General features: G+C 40.7%; 11 protein-coding genes and 1 pseudogene. 6 read left to right on the top strand and 6 right to left on the bottom strand.

The window, feature by feature from the left end:
- Positions 1-299: 299 nt before the first annotated feature.
- Positions 300-1,541, bottom strand: a complete 1,242-nt coding sequence (locus AC0T5Z_RS04345) for a L,D-transpeptidase family protein (RefSeq protein ID WP_291335486.1) — start codon at positions 1,539-1,541, stop codon at positions 300-302.
- Positions 1,542-1,788: 247 nt separating this feature from the next.
- Between AC0T5Z_RS04345 and hemE the strand changes: the two genes are divergently transcribed.
- The 5 genes and pseudogenes from hemE (at position 1,789) to AC0T5Z_RS04370 (ending at position 7,918) form a co-directional block, all read left to right on the top strand.
- Entirely contained in the window at positions 1,789-2,859 is a 1,071-nt protein-coding gene (gene hemE, locus AC0T5Z_RS04350; RefSeq protein WP_435336747.1) for a uroporphyrinogen decarboxylase, read from the top strand.
- 76 nt (positions 2,860-2,935) lie between these two features.
- Positions 2,936-3,769 (top strand): DUF817 family protein, encoded by an 834-nt coding sequence (locus AC0T5Z_RS04355; RefSeq protein WP_435336789.1) that lies wholly within the window; start codon positions 2,936-2,938, stop codon positions 3,767-3,769.
- 155 nt (positions 3,770-3,924) lie between these two features.
- The gene (locus tag AC0T5Z_RS04360; protein ID WP_168417733.1) at positions 3,925-4,395 is read left to right on the top strand and encodes a DUF3015 family protein; all 471 of its coding nucleotides are present in this window, start codon (positions 3,925-3,927) and stop codon (positions 4,393-4,395) included.
- A 93-nt stretch (positions 4,396-4,488) separates the two neighbouring features.
- Positions 4,489-6,438, top strand: a complete 1,950-nt coding sequence (locus tag AC0T5Z_RS04365; protein ID WP_435336748.1) for an Lnb N-terminal periplasmic domain-containing protein — start codon at positions 4,489-4,491, stop codon at positions 6,436-6,438.
- Positions 6,439-6,562: 124 nt separating this feature from the next.
- A pseudogene (locus AC0T5Z_RS04370) lies at positions 6,563-7,918 on the top strand (diguanylate cyclase).
- A 99-nt stretch (positions 7,919-8,017) separates the two neighbouring features.
- Here the strand turns inward: AC0T5Z_RS04370 and folE are convergent.
- From folE to AC0T5Z_RS04395, 5 genes are all read right to left on the bottom strand, one after another.
- Entirely contained in the window at positions 8,018-8,566 is a 549-nt protein-coding gene (gene folE, locus AC0T5Z_RS04375) for a GTP cyclohydrolase I FolE (protein ID WP_171062567.1), read from the bottom strand.
- A 93-nt stretch (positions 8,567-8,659) separates the two neighbouring features.
- On the bottom strand, positions 8,660-9,349 hold the full coding sequence (locus AC0T5Z_RS04380; RefSeq protein ID WP_291335474.1) for a Smr/MutS family protein: 690 nt from the start codon (positions 9,347-9,349) through the stop codon (positions 8,660-8,662).
- Positions 9,350-9,364: 15 nt separating this feature from the next.
- Entirely contained in the window at positions 9,365-10,171 is an 807-nt protein-coding gene (gene trpC, locus AC0T5Z_RS04385; protein ID WP_291335472.1) for an indole-3-glycerol phosphate synthase TrpC, read from the bottom strand.
- Between the two features lie 21 nt (positions 10,172-10,192).
- Complete coding sequence (gene trpD, locus AC0T5Z_RS04390) at positions 10,193-11,239, bottom strand: anthranilate phosphoribosyltransferase (protein WP_291335470.1); 1,047 nt, start codon at positions 11,237-11,239, stop codon at positions 10,193-10,195.
- A 17-nt stretch (positions 11,240-11,256) separates the two neighbouring features.
- Positions 11,257-11,841, bottom strand: coding sequence for an anthranilate synthase component II (locus tag AC0T5Z_RS04395; protein WP_435336749.1), 585 nt, complete (start codon positions 11,839-11,841; stop codon positions 11,257-11,259).
- Between the two features lie 844 nt (positions 11,842-12,685).
- Here AC0T5Z_RS04395 and glnA point away from each other — a divergent pair.
- Positions 12,686-14,101 (top strand): type I glutamate--ammonia ligase, encoded by a 1,416-nt coding sequence (gene glnA, locus AC0T5Z_RS04400; RefSeq protein WP_435336750.1) that lies wholly within the window; start codon positions 12,686-12,688, stop codon positions 14,099-14,101.
- Positions 14,102-14,214 lie beyond the last annotated feature (113 nt).

Consider the following 14,214-nt stretch of genomic DNA (forward strand, 5'->3'; position numbering starts at 1 on the left):
CACATTTTAGGTGTAGGCTTATTCATTTAAAATTATATTGTGGAATAAGCCTTAGAGATAGGTTAGTGCAACAAAGCCTCACTACGGTATAAATAAGCATTCATGATAATGCTCCCTCCTAGCATTATGTAACTTAAACTCATCTTAATCTTTTCAACGCAGCCGACCTAGAGGCGAACAGCAACATGCCGTTCTCATAATTGCAAGATTTGCAGAAGCTTGACATCTTAGCCTTTGATCGTAGCATTAAAAAACCCACGTAAACACGTGGGTCTTTTGCTATTTAAAGCGATCACTGATTATTCAAGGAATTTTACAGTCACGCCAGCACGTACTTTACGACCTAAATCGTTTGCATCCCAGTTGGTTAAACGGATACAACCATGCGACGCCGTTTTTGAAATGGTCGATGGGTTTGGTGTACCGTGAATACCGAAAGATTTTTTACTTAAACCAATCCAGATATTCCCTACAGGGCCGTTAGGACCTGGTGGTAAAGATAGCGGTTTTAAGTTTTTGCCCTGAATAAAGTTACTTGGCGAATAGCTGTACCATGGGTTTGGTGCAACACCTGTCACTTTATAAGTCCCTGTTGGCGATGGTGTATCTGAACTGCCAATGGTTGCAGGGAATGAGCCGACCATTTGGTTTTGTTTGTTGAACAAATACAGTTGTTTTGCACCTTTGTGCGCCACAATCAGGTGAATATCTTCAGGTAAGTCATTGCGAACATTCGTCACCAATAACTTTTCACCCACTTTGTTAAATGTTGCATTCGGATTTAATTTCTTTAAGAAATTTTCATCCATGTGGAATTTTTCACCCAACATTTCACTCACGCGGGTATAGTACAAGCCTTTCATTTTGGCTTGTTCTGCGTAGTCATGTGGAATAGATTTCGCATAAGGACCTTTTAAATCCGCTTCAGTAACCGTGTATTCTATAAATGCAGGGCGGGAACCTTGACGTGCAACCAGCGCATCCCAAGTTTCTTTGGTTAAAATACCCGTTGGACTAATGCCATTCATTTGCTGGAAAGATGCAATCGCTTTTAGGGTGTTCTTACCACTGGTACCATCAATTGCGCCTGGAGAAGCATGTGAATTGTTCAGCATCACATGTGCACGTGCATACACAGGGAACTGACCTTTACCAATATTTTCATACCAAGTGGCGTTATTTAAGCCATCTAACGTCCATGAAGCTTTTGCTGCTGTATTGGTTGTAGCAGCCTGGCTTGCTGAATTTGTGGTTGGTGCAGTGCCTACATCGGCAGTGGTATCTTCAGTTTTGTGAAGATCATCCAAAGTTTTTGATGCTGTATTTAAATCATTTTGTTCTTGTTGCGTTATAGCAGTTTCTGTTCCATTCAGATTATTTTGTGCAGCTGATGCTTCTGTCGCTAAAGGATCAATCGGATCTTCAATAGCGTTATTGTTAATCACTTGTGGATTTAACGGTTGTTCAGCAGTAGATGCAGCAAAAGTAGTTCCTGCAAAAATGCAACTTAAACTCATTGCGAGTATTGTGCGAACTAACATGTAATTCAACCTTGAGAATTATTCATTTACATAGATAAAAACTAGCCAAGTATTACAGAAAAACTAAGGAGATGCAGTAGTTGTTTTGTGTAATTATGCAAGATAACTCCTTTTTTACTATGACTTTTGTTTATGTGATGTATTTCACATAAATATGAATTGAAAAGGCGAGCCAGAAATCAAGTTATTAAAACTTCAACCTTTTTGATATGATGGCTGCAAGATTGAAAATGAGTTGGGAAAGTAAATGACGACCTTAAAAAATGATCGTTTTCTTCGTGCCTTATTACGTGAGCCAGTAGATTGCACCCCCGTCTGGATGATGCGTCAGGCAGGACGTTATTTACCAGAATATCGTGCAACACGTGCGCAGGCAGGAGATTTTCTTTCTCTGTGCAAAAATACTGAATTTGCCTGTGAGGTAACTTTACAGCCTTTGCGTCGTTATGAATTAGATGCTGCTATTTTATTTTCAGATATTTTAACAGTTCCCGATGCACTAGGCTTAGGTCTGTATTTTGAAGCAGGCGAAGGGCCAAAGTTTCGTAAAACGGTACGTACTGAGCAAGACGTTGCCAATTTACCAAAATTTAACGCCAAGTCAGACTTAGACTATGTCATGAATGCGGTATCGACCATTCGTTCTGCTTTGGGTGGACAAGTGCCTTTGATTGGTTTTTCAGGCAGCCCGTGGACTTTGGCAACATACATGGTGGAAGGTGGTTCAAGCAAAGATTTCCGTTTCATCAAACAGATGCTGTATGCACAGCCTGAAGTTTTACATGCACTATTAGACCGTTTAGCCAATGCAGTGACTGAGTATTTAAATGCACAAATTGATGCAGGCGCACAGGCTGTTCAAATTTTTGACAGTTGGGGCGGTGCATTAGCACATCGTGAATATATTGAATTTTCATTGAATTATATGCAAAAGATTGTGTCAGGTCTGCAGCGTGAAAAAGATGGCCGTAAAACTCCTGTTATTTTATTCACCAAAGGCGGTGGTCAATGGCTTGAGCCAATGATTGCAACAGGTGCAGATGCCTTTGGTTTGGACTGGACAACACCACTGAATGTGGCACGTCAAACTGTAAATGGTCGTGCGGCTTTACAAGGAAACTTAGACCCTGCCACTTTATATGGTTCACCTGAAGCGATTGCCAAAGCTACTCGTACAATGCTGGATGATGCTTACGCCAATGGTGAAAAAACTGGTTATGTGGCCAACTTGGGTCATGGTATTACCCAATGGGTTGACCCTGAACGTCCTAAAGTGTTTATCGATACTGTACATGAATACAGCGCTAAATATCTATAATAAAAGCAATCATATAGATCAGTTAGTTGTAGATGGAAATGGGTAACGTGAGCTTCAGTCGGGTCGTCAAATCATGATGTGGCGAACATGGCTGAAGTCAGGATTTGAATTTTCGACTAAGGCAGCTTCGGCTGCCTTATTTGGAATTTTATTGCTGATTGCATTTGCATTTACAGCACCTATGGCCAGTCAGGAATATTTTGGCTTTTTTCGTTATGACTATTTGCTGTTTTATGCCTTAATCATTCAGGTTTGTCTTTTATATTTAAAACTAGAATCTTGGGCTGAAGCCAAAGTCATCGCCTTGTTTCATATTTTAGCGATGATTATGGAAATTTTTTTAACCCATCCACAAATTGCATCGTGGCAATATCCTCAACCTGCTGTCTTTAAAATTACGACCGTACCGCTTTTTGCAGGCTTTATGTATTCTGCAGTTGGCAGTTTCTTTGCGCGTTCTTTGCGTTTGTATCGGGTATCTTTACGGAATTTGCCGACTTTTGGCAATATGCTGGCCTTGGCAGTGTTGTCTTATCTCAACTTCATGAGCAAGTTTTTTATCCCCGATATTCGTTATGGCTTGTTTGCGTGGAGCGTTGTGATTTTCTGGAAAACCAAAATTCGTTTTCAATTACAGCAGTCTCAATTGCAACTGCCGATGTTGCCTGTATTGCTGCTGTTGGCTTTTATTATTTGGGTGGCAGAAAACATTAGCACCTTTTATCAAATTTGGTTGTATCCAAGTCAGGTTGATTCGTGGCACATGGTCGGCTGGGGCAAACTAGGTTCTTGGTACTTGTTGCTGCTATTGAGTCTAGTTTTAGTCATGCAAATACTTGGTATTCGTGATGCTCAAGGACGATGGACACTTAAAGATGAGGCTCCGAAAACAGACTCAATTCAGGGATGATCTTACGCTACAAAAATAATGCATGACTTTGGTATAAATGTTTTGCCTTCTGAGTGACATCTCGCTATCTTAAAGCGGTGTAATAAAAGTTACACAAAGCAATAATAATGATTCGAAGCATAACTTTTCGGATAATAAATTTCTGGAGTACGACTATGATGAAAAAATTAGCATTGGCTGCAGTGTTGGCAGTGGGTTCTACAGCAGCATTTGCAGACCGTGATGCAGGTTGTGGTATCGGTTCACAAGTTTGGGCAGGTCAGTCTGGTAAAGTGGCTAAAATTTTAGCAGCAACCACCAACGGTATTTTTGCTAACCAATTATTTGGTATTACATTTGGTACTTTAGGTTGTAGCGGTACAGGTACAGTAACTGCACAAGTCGTAACTTTTACCAATGAAAATGCTGAATCATTGGCACGTGATATGGCAGTTGGTGAAGGTGAAAGCTTAAACGTATTGGCTGAATTACTAAGCATTAAAGCTGAAGACAAAGCACACTTCTTTACAGTTTCTAAGCAAAACTTTGCTTCAATCTATTCTGCAGAAAATCAAACGTCTTTAGAAGTTCTGGCTTCTTTACAAAACGTAATGGCAAATGATGACGTATTAAAAGCATACGTTTAAGTTTGAATGAAAGCCCTGTGTAATTGCAGGGTTTTTTTATAGCACAAGAATACGTTTAAGCCTAAATATGTATATAAAATTTATAAAATGTCCATGAAATCAATTGTTTTAATTAGTTTGGTTTTTTTATCTCCTACGGTTTTTGCTTTATCTTCTGAAATATCAACCAGCCTGACTCAACAACTTTCTCCAAGTTCTGTGGCACAAAGGGCTGAAACTTTAGCCACATCTGCAAGCAATTATGTGCAAAAAGCCAAAGATTTGCACTTAGCAGAACAGGTGACTTGGCAGCGCTTAATGTATGCGCAGCAAGGCAAAAGTGAAGTGCAATATGCGGGCTATTTTGTGTTGGAACAAGGTGGAAGCAATTTAGACCAAGAGTTACTTCGCAATGTGCAGGCATTATTTGAAACAGCGCCTGCCAATCAATCGGTGCAGTGTAAATTTCCTGCACGCAGTCGTTGGCTGATTGAACAATTAAATATTCCTCAACAGGACTTAGCACAGGTGCAATGCCCTGAATTGGATGAATGGATTGGGCAAATTAAGCCCTATAAAGCAGTGCTGATTTATGCCACAGACTTTATGGGCAATCCAAGCTCTATGTTCGGGCATACTTTGTTGCGATTAGACCCGAAAGATCAAAAACAACTGAATTTAATTTCCTATGCTGTCAATTATGCAGCAACCGTCACTGGCAGTGAAGGTTGGTCTTATGCATGGAAAGGACTTACAGGGCAATATCCAGGTGAATATTCACTGATGCCGTATTACCGCAAAGTAAAAGAATATGGCGATTTAGAAAGCCGTGATTTATGGGAATATGAACTGGCACTGAATGAACAAGAAACCACCTTTTTAGTGCAGCACATTTGGGAAATGAAGCATGTGCAATTCCCTTATTATTTTATTAGTGATAATTGCGCCTATCGTTTACTAGGGTTAATTGATCTGGTACGCCCTGAACTGAATTTACAACAACAATTTAAAGTGGCATCTATCCCAATTGAAACGTTGAAAGCTATAGAACAGGAAAACTTAGTTGCCGATGTAGTTTATCGTCCTGCTTTGGAAACCCAGTTATTGGCACAAGCTCGACAGCATGGTACGGCTTTGGCAAAAACAGCGCATCAAGTGGCTGAAGCAGAACCTGAAAATGTGGCGGCAGTTTTGCAAAATCACAGCCAAATCGATCAAGCTAAAATTCTGGAAATGGCCTATGACGATTTGTATCTAAAACTGATTGGACGCAAAATTGAAGCCAACACCGCGCAACCGCGACTTAGACAAATTTTAAGTTTAAGAAGTCAGATCAATTTAGAAAAACAACGTCAGGATGTCGCACGCCCTCAGGTTGATCCTGTACAGGGGCATCATGCACGCAATTTTGCGGTGCGTACTGGCGAAGTGCAAGGCGAGCATTTTGTAGAGTTGAGTCATCGACAGGCTTACCATGATTTGCTTGATCCGCAAGGTGGTTTTCGTACAGGGACCCAACTCAACTTTTTAGAAGCTTCTGTGCAATATCGTGAAGACCGCTTAAAACTGAATCAGTTAGATTTACTCTCGGTGAATTCTTATAACCCGTTGACCGCATTTAAAACATCACTCAGTTGGGGCTTTAATTTGGGTTGGCAGCAAGAAGCCTTGAATTCACATGGTGCTTTTAGCGAAACAGAACAGCATGGTGTTTTGAGTTTAAAAACACAGTTTGGTTATAGCGTGGCTAATCAAGCGCGTGAGCATTTATGTTATGCACAAATTCAAAATCACGTGCAAGCGGGTAAGGCTTTAGACAAAGGCTGGCGTGTTGGAATTGGCCCAACACTGGGTTGTCAAAATATCTGGTCAGCACGCATGAATAGTTTGGTTCAGCTTGAATTACCGTATTGGGAAGATCGTCACCAATGGCAATTTAAGCTGAACAGCCAGTTGCAATATGTACTCAACCCGCAGCATGTGTTGCGATTGGGTTGGGAATATCAACAACAGGACAAACAGGACTGGAACAAGACCAGTTTAGGCTATGTGCATTTTTTTTAAAGAGCTGTTGAATTTATATTGAATTGTAAAAAACCAGCTAAATTGTAAAAAACCAGCTAAACAAGTTGAGTTGCTGGTGAAACCCGTTAAAATCTAGCAGTTTCTTTTGGCTGGGTTGTTGTGGATGTATCAAGAGTGTACGCATGAGCTTGCAGAGCAATGGAAGTCAATTTGCGAGCAATTTAAGCCAGAAGATTTGCAAGCGACATCCCAGTTTATTCAAGCCCACGCAGAAGATTTTGTGATCGAGTTCTATCAGCAAATGTTGCTTGAAGAACATGCGACAGAGTTTTTGTCTGCAGAGATGGTGAAAAATCGCTTAAAAAACTCTTTATATCAGTGGCTAATTTCCAGTTTTGAAGTTCCGTTTCAACACAATTATAACGAGATTGTAGAAAAGCAATTTAAAGTGGGCGATGTGCATGCACGTGTACAAATTCCATCTTGGCTGATTATTCGATGTGTGCGCGTTATTATAAAAAAGGCTTTTGAGTTTTTTGCAACAGAAGCCAATAGCAACTTAAATCAGTTTAATTATTTAAGCCAAATTTTATGCTTTGCCACAGAAATTATGTGCCGATCTTATGAAATGAAGGTCGAAGTACATAATGATATGAAACATACCTATCGCCTATTTTCTGCCATGCAAGATGTTGCCGTGCAAAAAGACCGACAACGCGGAACTTTGCTGGATTGGGAAAATGAGCTGATGTTTCAGGTGGTGTCTGATCACACCAAAATGACGCAGCCGATTTTATCCAAAACAGAATTTGGTTTATGGTTTATTCATAAAGCGGCTTATGCATTTTCAAGTTCAGAACAAGTACAAACCATTACCGAATTTATTTATCAGGTAGATGAATTAATTCAGAAAATTGGTCAATGTGAGAGCCAGGCACAGGCGATTGAAATGATTCAATCCATTCGTGCCAAGAATCGTAAAATTTTACATCTGGTCGATCAAATTTTTCAGGTGTCTGAATATATTAGTTCGGGCAATGATGCCTTAACCCAACTGCTCAACCGCCGTTATTTAAATACCATCGTATCACGTGAAATTAATTTTTCACGAAAAAATAATTCGCCTTTAACATTGTTGGCGATAGATGCTGATCATTTTAAATCAATCAATGACCGCTATGGACACGCAGCAGGGGATGATGCATTACAGTTTTTAGCTGATGTGATTTTGCAATATGCAAAAGGCAGTGATTATGCTTTCCGATTTGGTGGTGAGGAATTTTTACTGTTACAGATTGATACCACTATTGATCGTGCCTTGGTGGTCGCAGAAAATATTCGTAAACGTGTCGAAAAAGCCACATTAAAAACATCAACAGGTGAATAATTTAACTTTACCGTTAGTATTGGTGTGCATGAGTATGATGGGCATCCAGACTATCAACGTTTTTTTGAAAAAGTGGATAAGGCCTTGTATATGGCAAAAAATAATGGACGAAATAATGTGTCTGTAGGCTAAAGATGAAGATGTATCTAGCTAAATTTTTAATCTAGACCCCAAAAAAACCCGAACATAAATTTCGGGATTTTTTGTTTGACTGTGGAATTTAGCCACAATTTAAAAACTTTCAGGCACCGCACTTAAAAATTCACGACGAGCTTCTTTATCGGTTTTAAAGTCACCTACAAAAGACACGGTACGTGTGGTCGATTCCTGTTTGCCTACTCCGCGCATCATCATGCACATGTGGGCTGAATCAATCACCACAGCAACACCGCGTGCTTTGGTCACTTCAGCCACGGCTTCTGCAATTTGCTGAGTCAGGTTTTCCTGAATTTGCAAACGACGAGCAAACATTTCGGTAATGCGGGCAAATTTAGACAAGCCCAATACATTGCCTTCTGGTAAGTAGGCAATATGCACACGACCATAAAATGGCAATAAATGGTGCTCACATAGTGAGTAAAACTCAATATTTTTCACCAAGACCATTTCACGGTTGTCGGATGGAAATACGGCATTATTGGTTACTTCGGCTAGTGTTTGGCTATAGCCCGAAGTTAAATACGAAAAAGCTTTAGCAGCACGCATCGGCGTATCTTTTAGACCTGGACGATTAAGATCTTCACCAACGGCGGTTAGGATGTTTGCGTAGGATTGCTGCATAGACATAAGACGTGTTCACTTACACTGATATTGAACAAGGACGGCATTGTAACAGAAAACTATTGCAATGCCTTGTTTAAAAGATGAAACCGATTACTGTTTAAACTTTGGGTTTTTTTCGCTGCGTTTGAGCAACACTAAAACTGCGCCAGTGCCACCTTGTTTTTCAGGCGCACTCACAAAAGCCAAAACATCACGATGCTGACGCAGCCAACCATTTACATAAGTTTTTAAAATGGCTTCAGGGCCTTTGCCATGCACAATTTTAATCACGTTCTGGTTTTCATCTTTAGCCATTTGAATAATTTGTAAAACTGCTGCCCGTGCTTCTTCTACCGTACAACCGTGCAGATCCACAGCTTCAAACCAACGTAAGTTGCCTGCTTTTAAATCTTCAAAGACTTTATGCTGCAAGGTTGCAATACGATAGCTCAGCGACGCTTGGCTACCTACAGGGTTGAGCATGGCTTGGGTATCTGACAGAAATGTGTCATCGGTTTGCATAGGCCCTATGGCAGCTGCACGTTTGGCCAGTGTTTGTGCATCAGGTTTTCTTCTGGCAGGTGTTTCAAGTTTAGCAATATTGCCAGCATCCATTTTTTGGACACCTTGCATTTGCTGATGAAACAACGCCAAATCATCTTCCTGCTGTTGCTCAGGCGTCTGAACTTTGGGTTCAGACGATTTGGCAATAGGAGAAGAATGTGGCTGAGTGATTTGCTTTTTAAAAGACTTCAGTAGCTTGTACTGTTTTTTAGAAAGCGAGGAATCATGTTTACTCATGGTACTTTGAATGAATTAAAGATTTTCAGGCTGACCAAACAGTGCCTGAAAGGCAAGGTCTGGACGTTCTTGTTTCATAAAGCTTTCGCCTACCAAGAAACTGTGAATATCGTGTTCCTGCATCATGCGTACATCTTCAGGAGTCGCAATACCACTTTCTGTAACCAAAAGGCGAGAAGGAGGTAAAAGATTTTTTAAACGCAATGAGTTATTTAAATCGACCTGAAAGGTTTTTAAATCGCGGTTATTGACCCCTAAAATACAGCGTTCAGACAGTTTTAGTGCACGTTCGAGTTCGCTTTCATCATGCACTTCTACCAACACATCTAAATGATGTTCAAACGCCGTTTCAGACATTTCTTGCAATTGCTGATCGGACAAACAAGACACAATGAGCAAAATACAGTCCGCATGCAAAGCACGCGCTTCAATCACGCCATAAGGGTCAATTAAAAAGTCTTTACGCAGGGCGGGTAGGCTGCAGTGCGAACGGGCAATTTGAATATTTTCATCTGCACCCTGAAAGAAATCTATATCTGTGAGTACGGATAAGCAGGCTGCTCCTGCGGCTTCATATTGCTGTGCAATTTCGGCAGGATTGAAATTTTCACGAATGATGCCTTTAGATGGAGATGCTTTTTTAATTTCGGCAATTACAGCAGGGCGTTTTCTGTGCAAGGCTTGTGCAAAGCCACGTACAGGTGTTGCTGCACGTGCCAATTCTTCTAAGTCTGCATAACTACGTTGCTTCAGACGCTCGGCAAATTCTTCCTGCTTACGTTCTACAATTTTACCTAAAATTGTATTTGTAATATCAACCATGATGATTCTTCCTAACCTGTCTTAAGCTTCATACTGTTTAAGCGTTTTGGTAAATTCAGACAACACGCCCATTTTTTCCAAAGCTTGTCCACCATAAATAATGTCATGTGCCAAAGCCACACCTTGTTGGTAGCTGTTGGTCAAGCCTGATACATAAATACCTGCACCTGCATTGAGAGCAATCATATTGGCCGCTTTTTCGCCTTTGTCTGATTTGTTTTTGCCTAATGCATCTTTAATCAGATTCAAGCTTTCAGCTGGGTTCTCTACAATCAGCCCTGTTAAAGTTTGAGATTCAATCCCTACGCTTTCTGGCGTAAGTTCCCATTCGGTAATTTCACCCTCTTTAAGTTCTGCAACATAAGTGCTCGAAGCAAGACTAATTTCATCTAAACCATCTTTAGAATGCACCACCATGACATGCTCAGCACCAAGCTGTTTCATCACTTCTGCAATCGGGCGGCATAATTCATTGCTAAATACACCAATCACAAAACGCTTTACACCAGCAGGGTTAGTCAATGGCCCCAGCAAGTTGAAAATACTGCGAATACCCAGCTCTTTACGTGGTGCAACTGCATACTTCATGGCTGTGTGATGATTCGGTGCAAACAAAAAACCTACGCCCATTTCACGAATACAGCGTTCAGTTTGTTGCATATTTAAATCAAGATTAATTCCTGCTTGCTCAAGCAAGTCAGATGAACCCGAATTGGTTGAAACACCACGGTTACCATGTTTGGCAATGGTTGCGCCTGCAGCTGCAATTACAAAAGCAGAGGCGGTAGATACGTTAAATAGGTTTTGACCATCGCCACCTGTACCTACAATATCCACAAGGTACGGAATATCGCTGACATCAATTTTGTTTGCAAACTCACGCATTACACGTGCAGCAGCAGTAATTTCATCAATGCTTTCGCCTTTTAAGCGTAAGCCCATCATCAATGCACCAATTTGAGCGTCTGTTGCTTCGCCCGACATAATCGCGCGCATTACATCTTCCATTTGAGGCTGAGTCAGGTGAATTTGTTTTGTAATATGGTTCAGTGCTTGTTGAATATTCATGTGATTTGACTCGCTCATTATGCGTAAATTTCCAAAAAGTTTTTAAAGATTTGATGTCCGTGTTGGCTCAGGATCGATTCGGGGTGAAATTGCACGCCTTCAACTGGTAGAATTTTATGCTTCAAACCCATAATTTCTTCCATCGAACCATCTGCTTCTTTGGTCCAGCATGTCACATCCAGACAATCTGGCAAGGTTGCTTGATCAATCACCAAAGAGTGGTAACGGGTTGCAGAAAATGGTGAAGGCAGATTGCTAAAAATACCTGTATTGCTGTGGTACATATCGGATAAACGACCATGCATCACGGTTTTAGCGCGCACAATGTTTCCGCCAAAGGCTTGTCCGATACTTTGGTGTCCTAAACACACGCCCAGTAACGGAATTTTGCCTGCAAAATGCTGAATTGTAGGAATGGAAATCCCTGCTTCAGATGGGGAACAAGGGCCTGGGCCAATCACTAAATACTTGGGTTGCCATCGCTCAATATCTTCTAATGTCACGGCATCATTACGAACGACTTTTACTTCCTGATTTAACTCGCCAAAATACTGGACGATGTTGTAGGTAAAAGAGTCATAGTTATCGATCATTAAAAGCATGAGCTAACCTATTGAAAATTAAACACTTTAAGTGCTGAAGAGTCTGGGATAATTTGCTTTATTCCGGCGCCTATAATGAGAAAGGACTTTATTTTTTCTTGTCGAAAAGAAGGTGGAATAAGGAAGCACTGATCATCATAGCAAATAATAAGCATTTTCTGCTGACTATTTATATGATAATCCCTGTTAAAGCTTATCAGCGCATTCATCATTTCAAAGCTTGTTGCGCATTATTCAGGTTTGGTCTGAAAGAAAAGATCATTTGATCAAACTGGGTCATTCAGCAGTCATATTTTAGCTTCACACTTAAGATAGCATTCAAAAATGCGCCAAAAAGTAGCATCCTGACGCATGCTATTGTGGCTCAAGTCGGTTGGTTTGGTTGCAGCGTTTCGATAGAAAATACAAATCCGCAGTATAGGTATTTTTAATCGGGTTGCTCAAAAGAATGCAGATTTAGAATTGTTAAACGATTTTATTATTTTTGCTCAATAAAAAATAAAATGTATTTAATATTGTTGGACCAAGCATAACACCGCAAAAATGGCTGCGTAGTTACAGGTTGAGCTATTTTTTGATCTACAATTCAACAGAAACAAAACATAAATGCACCAAAATAGTGCTATATTTTGCAGTTTTAAATCAAATCAAATGAACAGTGTTTGAATATGGTGCAAATCATATTTCTGACAGTATAATAGCGACAAAGCAATTTTTTAAATGATGTATTCTCATACGGAATTCATGGTTTTAGCTTTGCTTTTAAAAGTTGGTACGCTAATTGCTTTATAACTGCCAACTACTAACACGCACTTTCGGGTGCAACAAAAAACATCGGAGCAAAATGAGCATGGCGAACAAGGTCCTTCAACTCATCCAAGAAAGTGGCGCAAAATGGGTAGACTTCCGTTTTACAGACACTAAAGGTAAAGAGCAACACGTGACTTACCCAGCAGACACTATTGATGAAGATACATTTGAAGACGGTAAAATGTTCGATGGTTCTTCAATTGCTGGCTGGAAAGGAATCGAAGCATCAGACATGATCTTACGCCCAGATGCTGCAACTGGTTTCATTGACCCGTTCTTTGCTGAGCCAACAGTGGTTGTGACTTGTGATGTCATCGAACCATCTACAGGTCAAGGCTATGATCGCGATCCACGCTCTATTGCTCGCCGTGCTGAAGAATATTTAAAATCTACCGGTATTGGTGATACTGCTTTCTTTGGTCCTGAACCAGAATTCTTCGTATTTGACGAAGTAAAATGGGACATCGATATGTCTGGCGCGCGCCACACCTTAATCGCAGAAGAAGCGGCCTGGTCTACAGGTAAAGACTACGAGTCTGGTAACTCTGGCCACCGTCCACGCGTTAAAGGCGGTTACTTCCCGGTTCCTCCAGTTGATTCTCACCACGATATGCGTGCAGATATGTGTGCAAAAATTGAAGAAATCATGGGTCCTGGTCGTGTAGAAGTACATCACCACGAAGTTGCATCTTGCCAGTTAGAAATTGGTGTGAGCTTCAACACAATGGTGCGTAAAGCAGACGAAGTGCAACAGTTCAAATATGCGGTTTGGAACGTAGCACATCAGTATGCAAAAACTGCAACCTTTATGCCTAAACCTATGGTTGGTGATAACGGTTCAGGCATGCACGTACACATGTCAATTTCTAAAGACGGTAAAAACTTATTTGCTGGTGATGAATATGCAGGCCTTTCAGAAATGGCATTGTACTTCATCGGTGGTGTGATCAAACATGCTCGTTCATTGAATGCGATCACTAACCCATCTACAAACTCGTACAAGCGTTTAGTACCGCACTTTGAAGCACCAATTATGTTGGCTTATTCTGCGCGTAACCGTTCTGCTTCTATTCGTATTCCATACGTTTCTAGCCCGAAAGGCAAACGTATCGAAGCACGTTTCCCTGATCCAATGATGAACCCGTACCTAGGTTTCGCTGCATTATTGATGGCTGGTATTGACGGTATCCAGAACAAGATCCATCCAGGTGAAGCTGCAGACAAGAACTTGTATGACCTTCCACCTGAAGAAGAAGCAAAAATCCCAACTGTGGCACACAACCTAGAAATGGCGCTTGATGCTTTGAAGGAAGATCATGACTATTTGTTAAAAGGTGGTGTATTCACCAAAGACATGCTTGATGCTTATATCGAATTGAAAACTGAAGATGTACGCCGTTTGAACACGACAACTCACCCAGTTGAATTTGATATGTACTACAGCTTGTAATACTCGAAAATTTCAAACTTGAAAACCCGCTTCGGCGGGTTTTTTGTTTTAGATTGGGCAATCATGATTTGAATTGGTATGGATTTTATCAAAATATAAGAAATCGCTTAATT

The sequence above is a fragment of the Acinetobacter pengchengensis genome, assembly GCF_982235305.1.

Excerpts from the sequence above, each read along its gene's own strand:
- AC0T5Z_RS04345 (WP_291335486.1), bottom strand. The coding sequence starts at position 1,541 with ATGTTAGTTCGCACAATACTCGCAATGAGTTTAAGTTGCATTTTTGCA.
- hemE (WP_435336747.1), top strand. The coding sequence starts at position 1,789 with ATGACGACCTTAAAAAATGATCGTTTTCTTCGTGCCTTATTACGTGAG.
- AC0T5Z_RS04355 (WP_435336789.1), top strand. The coding sequence starts at position 2,936 with ATGTGGCGAACATGGCTGAAGTCAGGATTTGAATTTTCGACTAAGGCA.
- AC0T5Z_RS04360 (WP_168417733.1), top strand. The coding sequence starts at position 3,925 with ATGATGAAAAAATTAGCATTGGCTGCAGTGTTGGCAGTGGGTTCTACA.
- AC0T5Z_RS04365 (WP_435336748.1), top strand. The coding sequence starts at position 4,489 with ATGAAATCAATTGTTTTAATTAGTTTGGTTTTTTTATCTCCTACGGTT.
- folE (WP_171062567.1), bottom strand. The coding sequence starts at position 8,566 with ATGCAGCAATCCTACGCAAACATCCTAACCGCCGTTGGTGAAGATCTT.
- AC0T5Z_RS04380 (WP_291335474.1), bottom strand. The coding sequence starts at position 9,349 with ATGAGTAAACATGATTCCTCGCTTTCTAAAAAACAGTACAAGCTACTG.
- trpC (WP_291335472.1), bottom strand. The coding sequence starts at position 10,171 with ATGGTTGATATTACAAATACAATTTTAGGTAAAATTGTAGAACGTAAG.
- trpD (WP_291335470.1), bottom strand. The coding sequence starts at position 11,239 with ATGAATATTCAACAAGCACTGAACCATATTACAAAACAAATTCACCTG.
- AC0T5Z_RS04395 (WP_435336749.1), bottom strand. The coding sequence starts at position 11,841 with ATGCTTTTAATGATCGATAACTATGACTCTTTTACCTACAACATCGTC.
- glnA (WP_435336750.1), top strand. The coding sequence starts at position 12,686 with ATGAGCATGGCGAACAAGGTCCTTCAACTCATCCAAGAAAGTGGCGCA.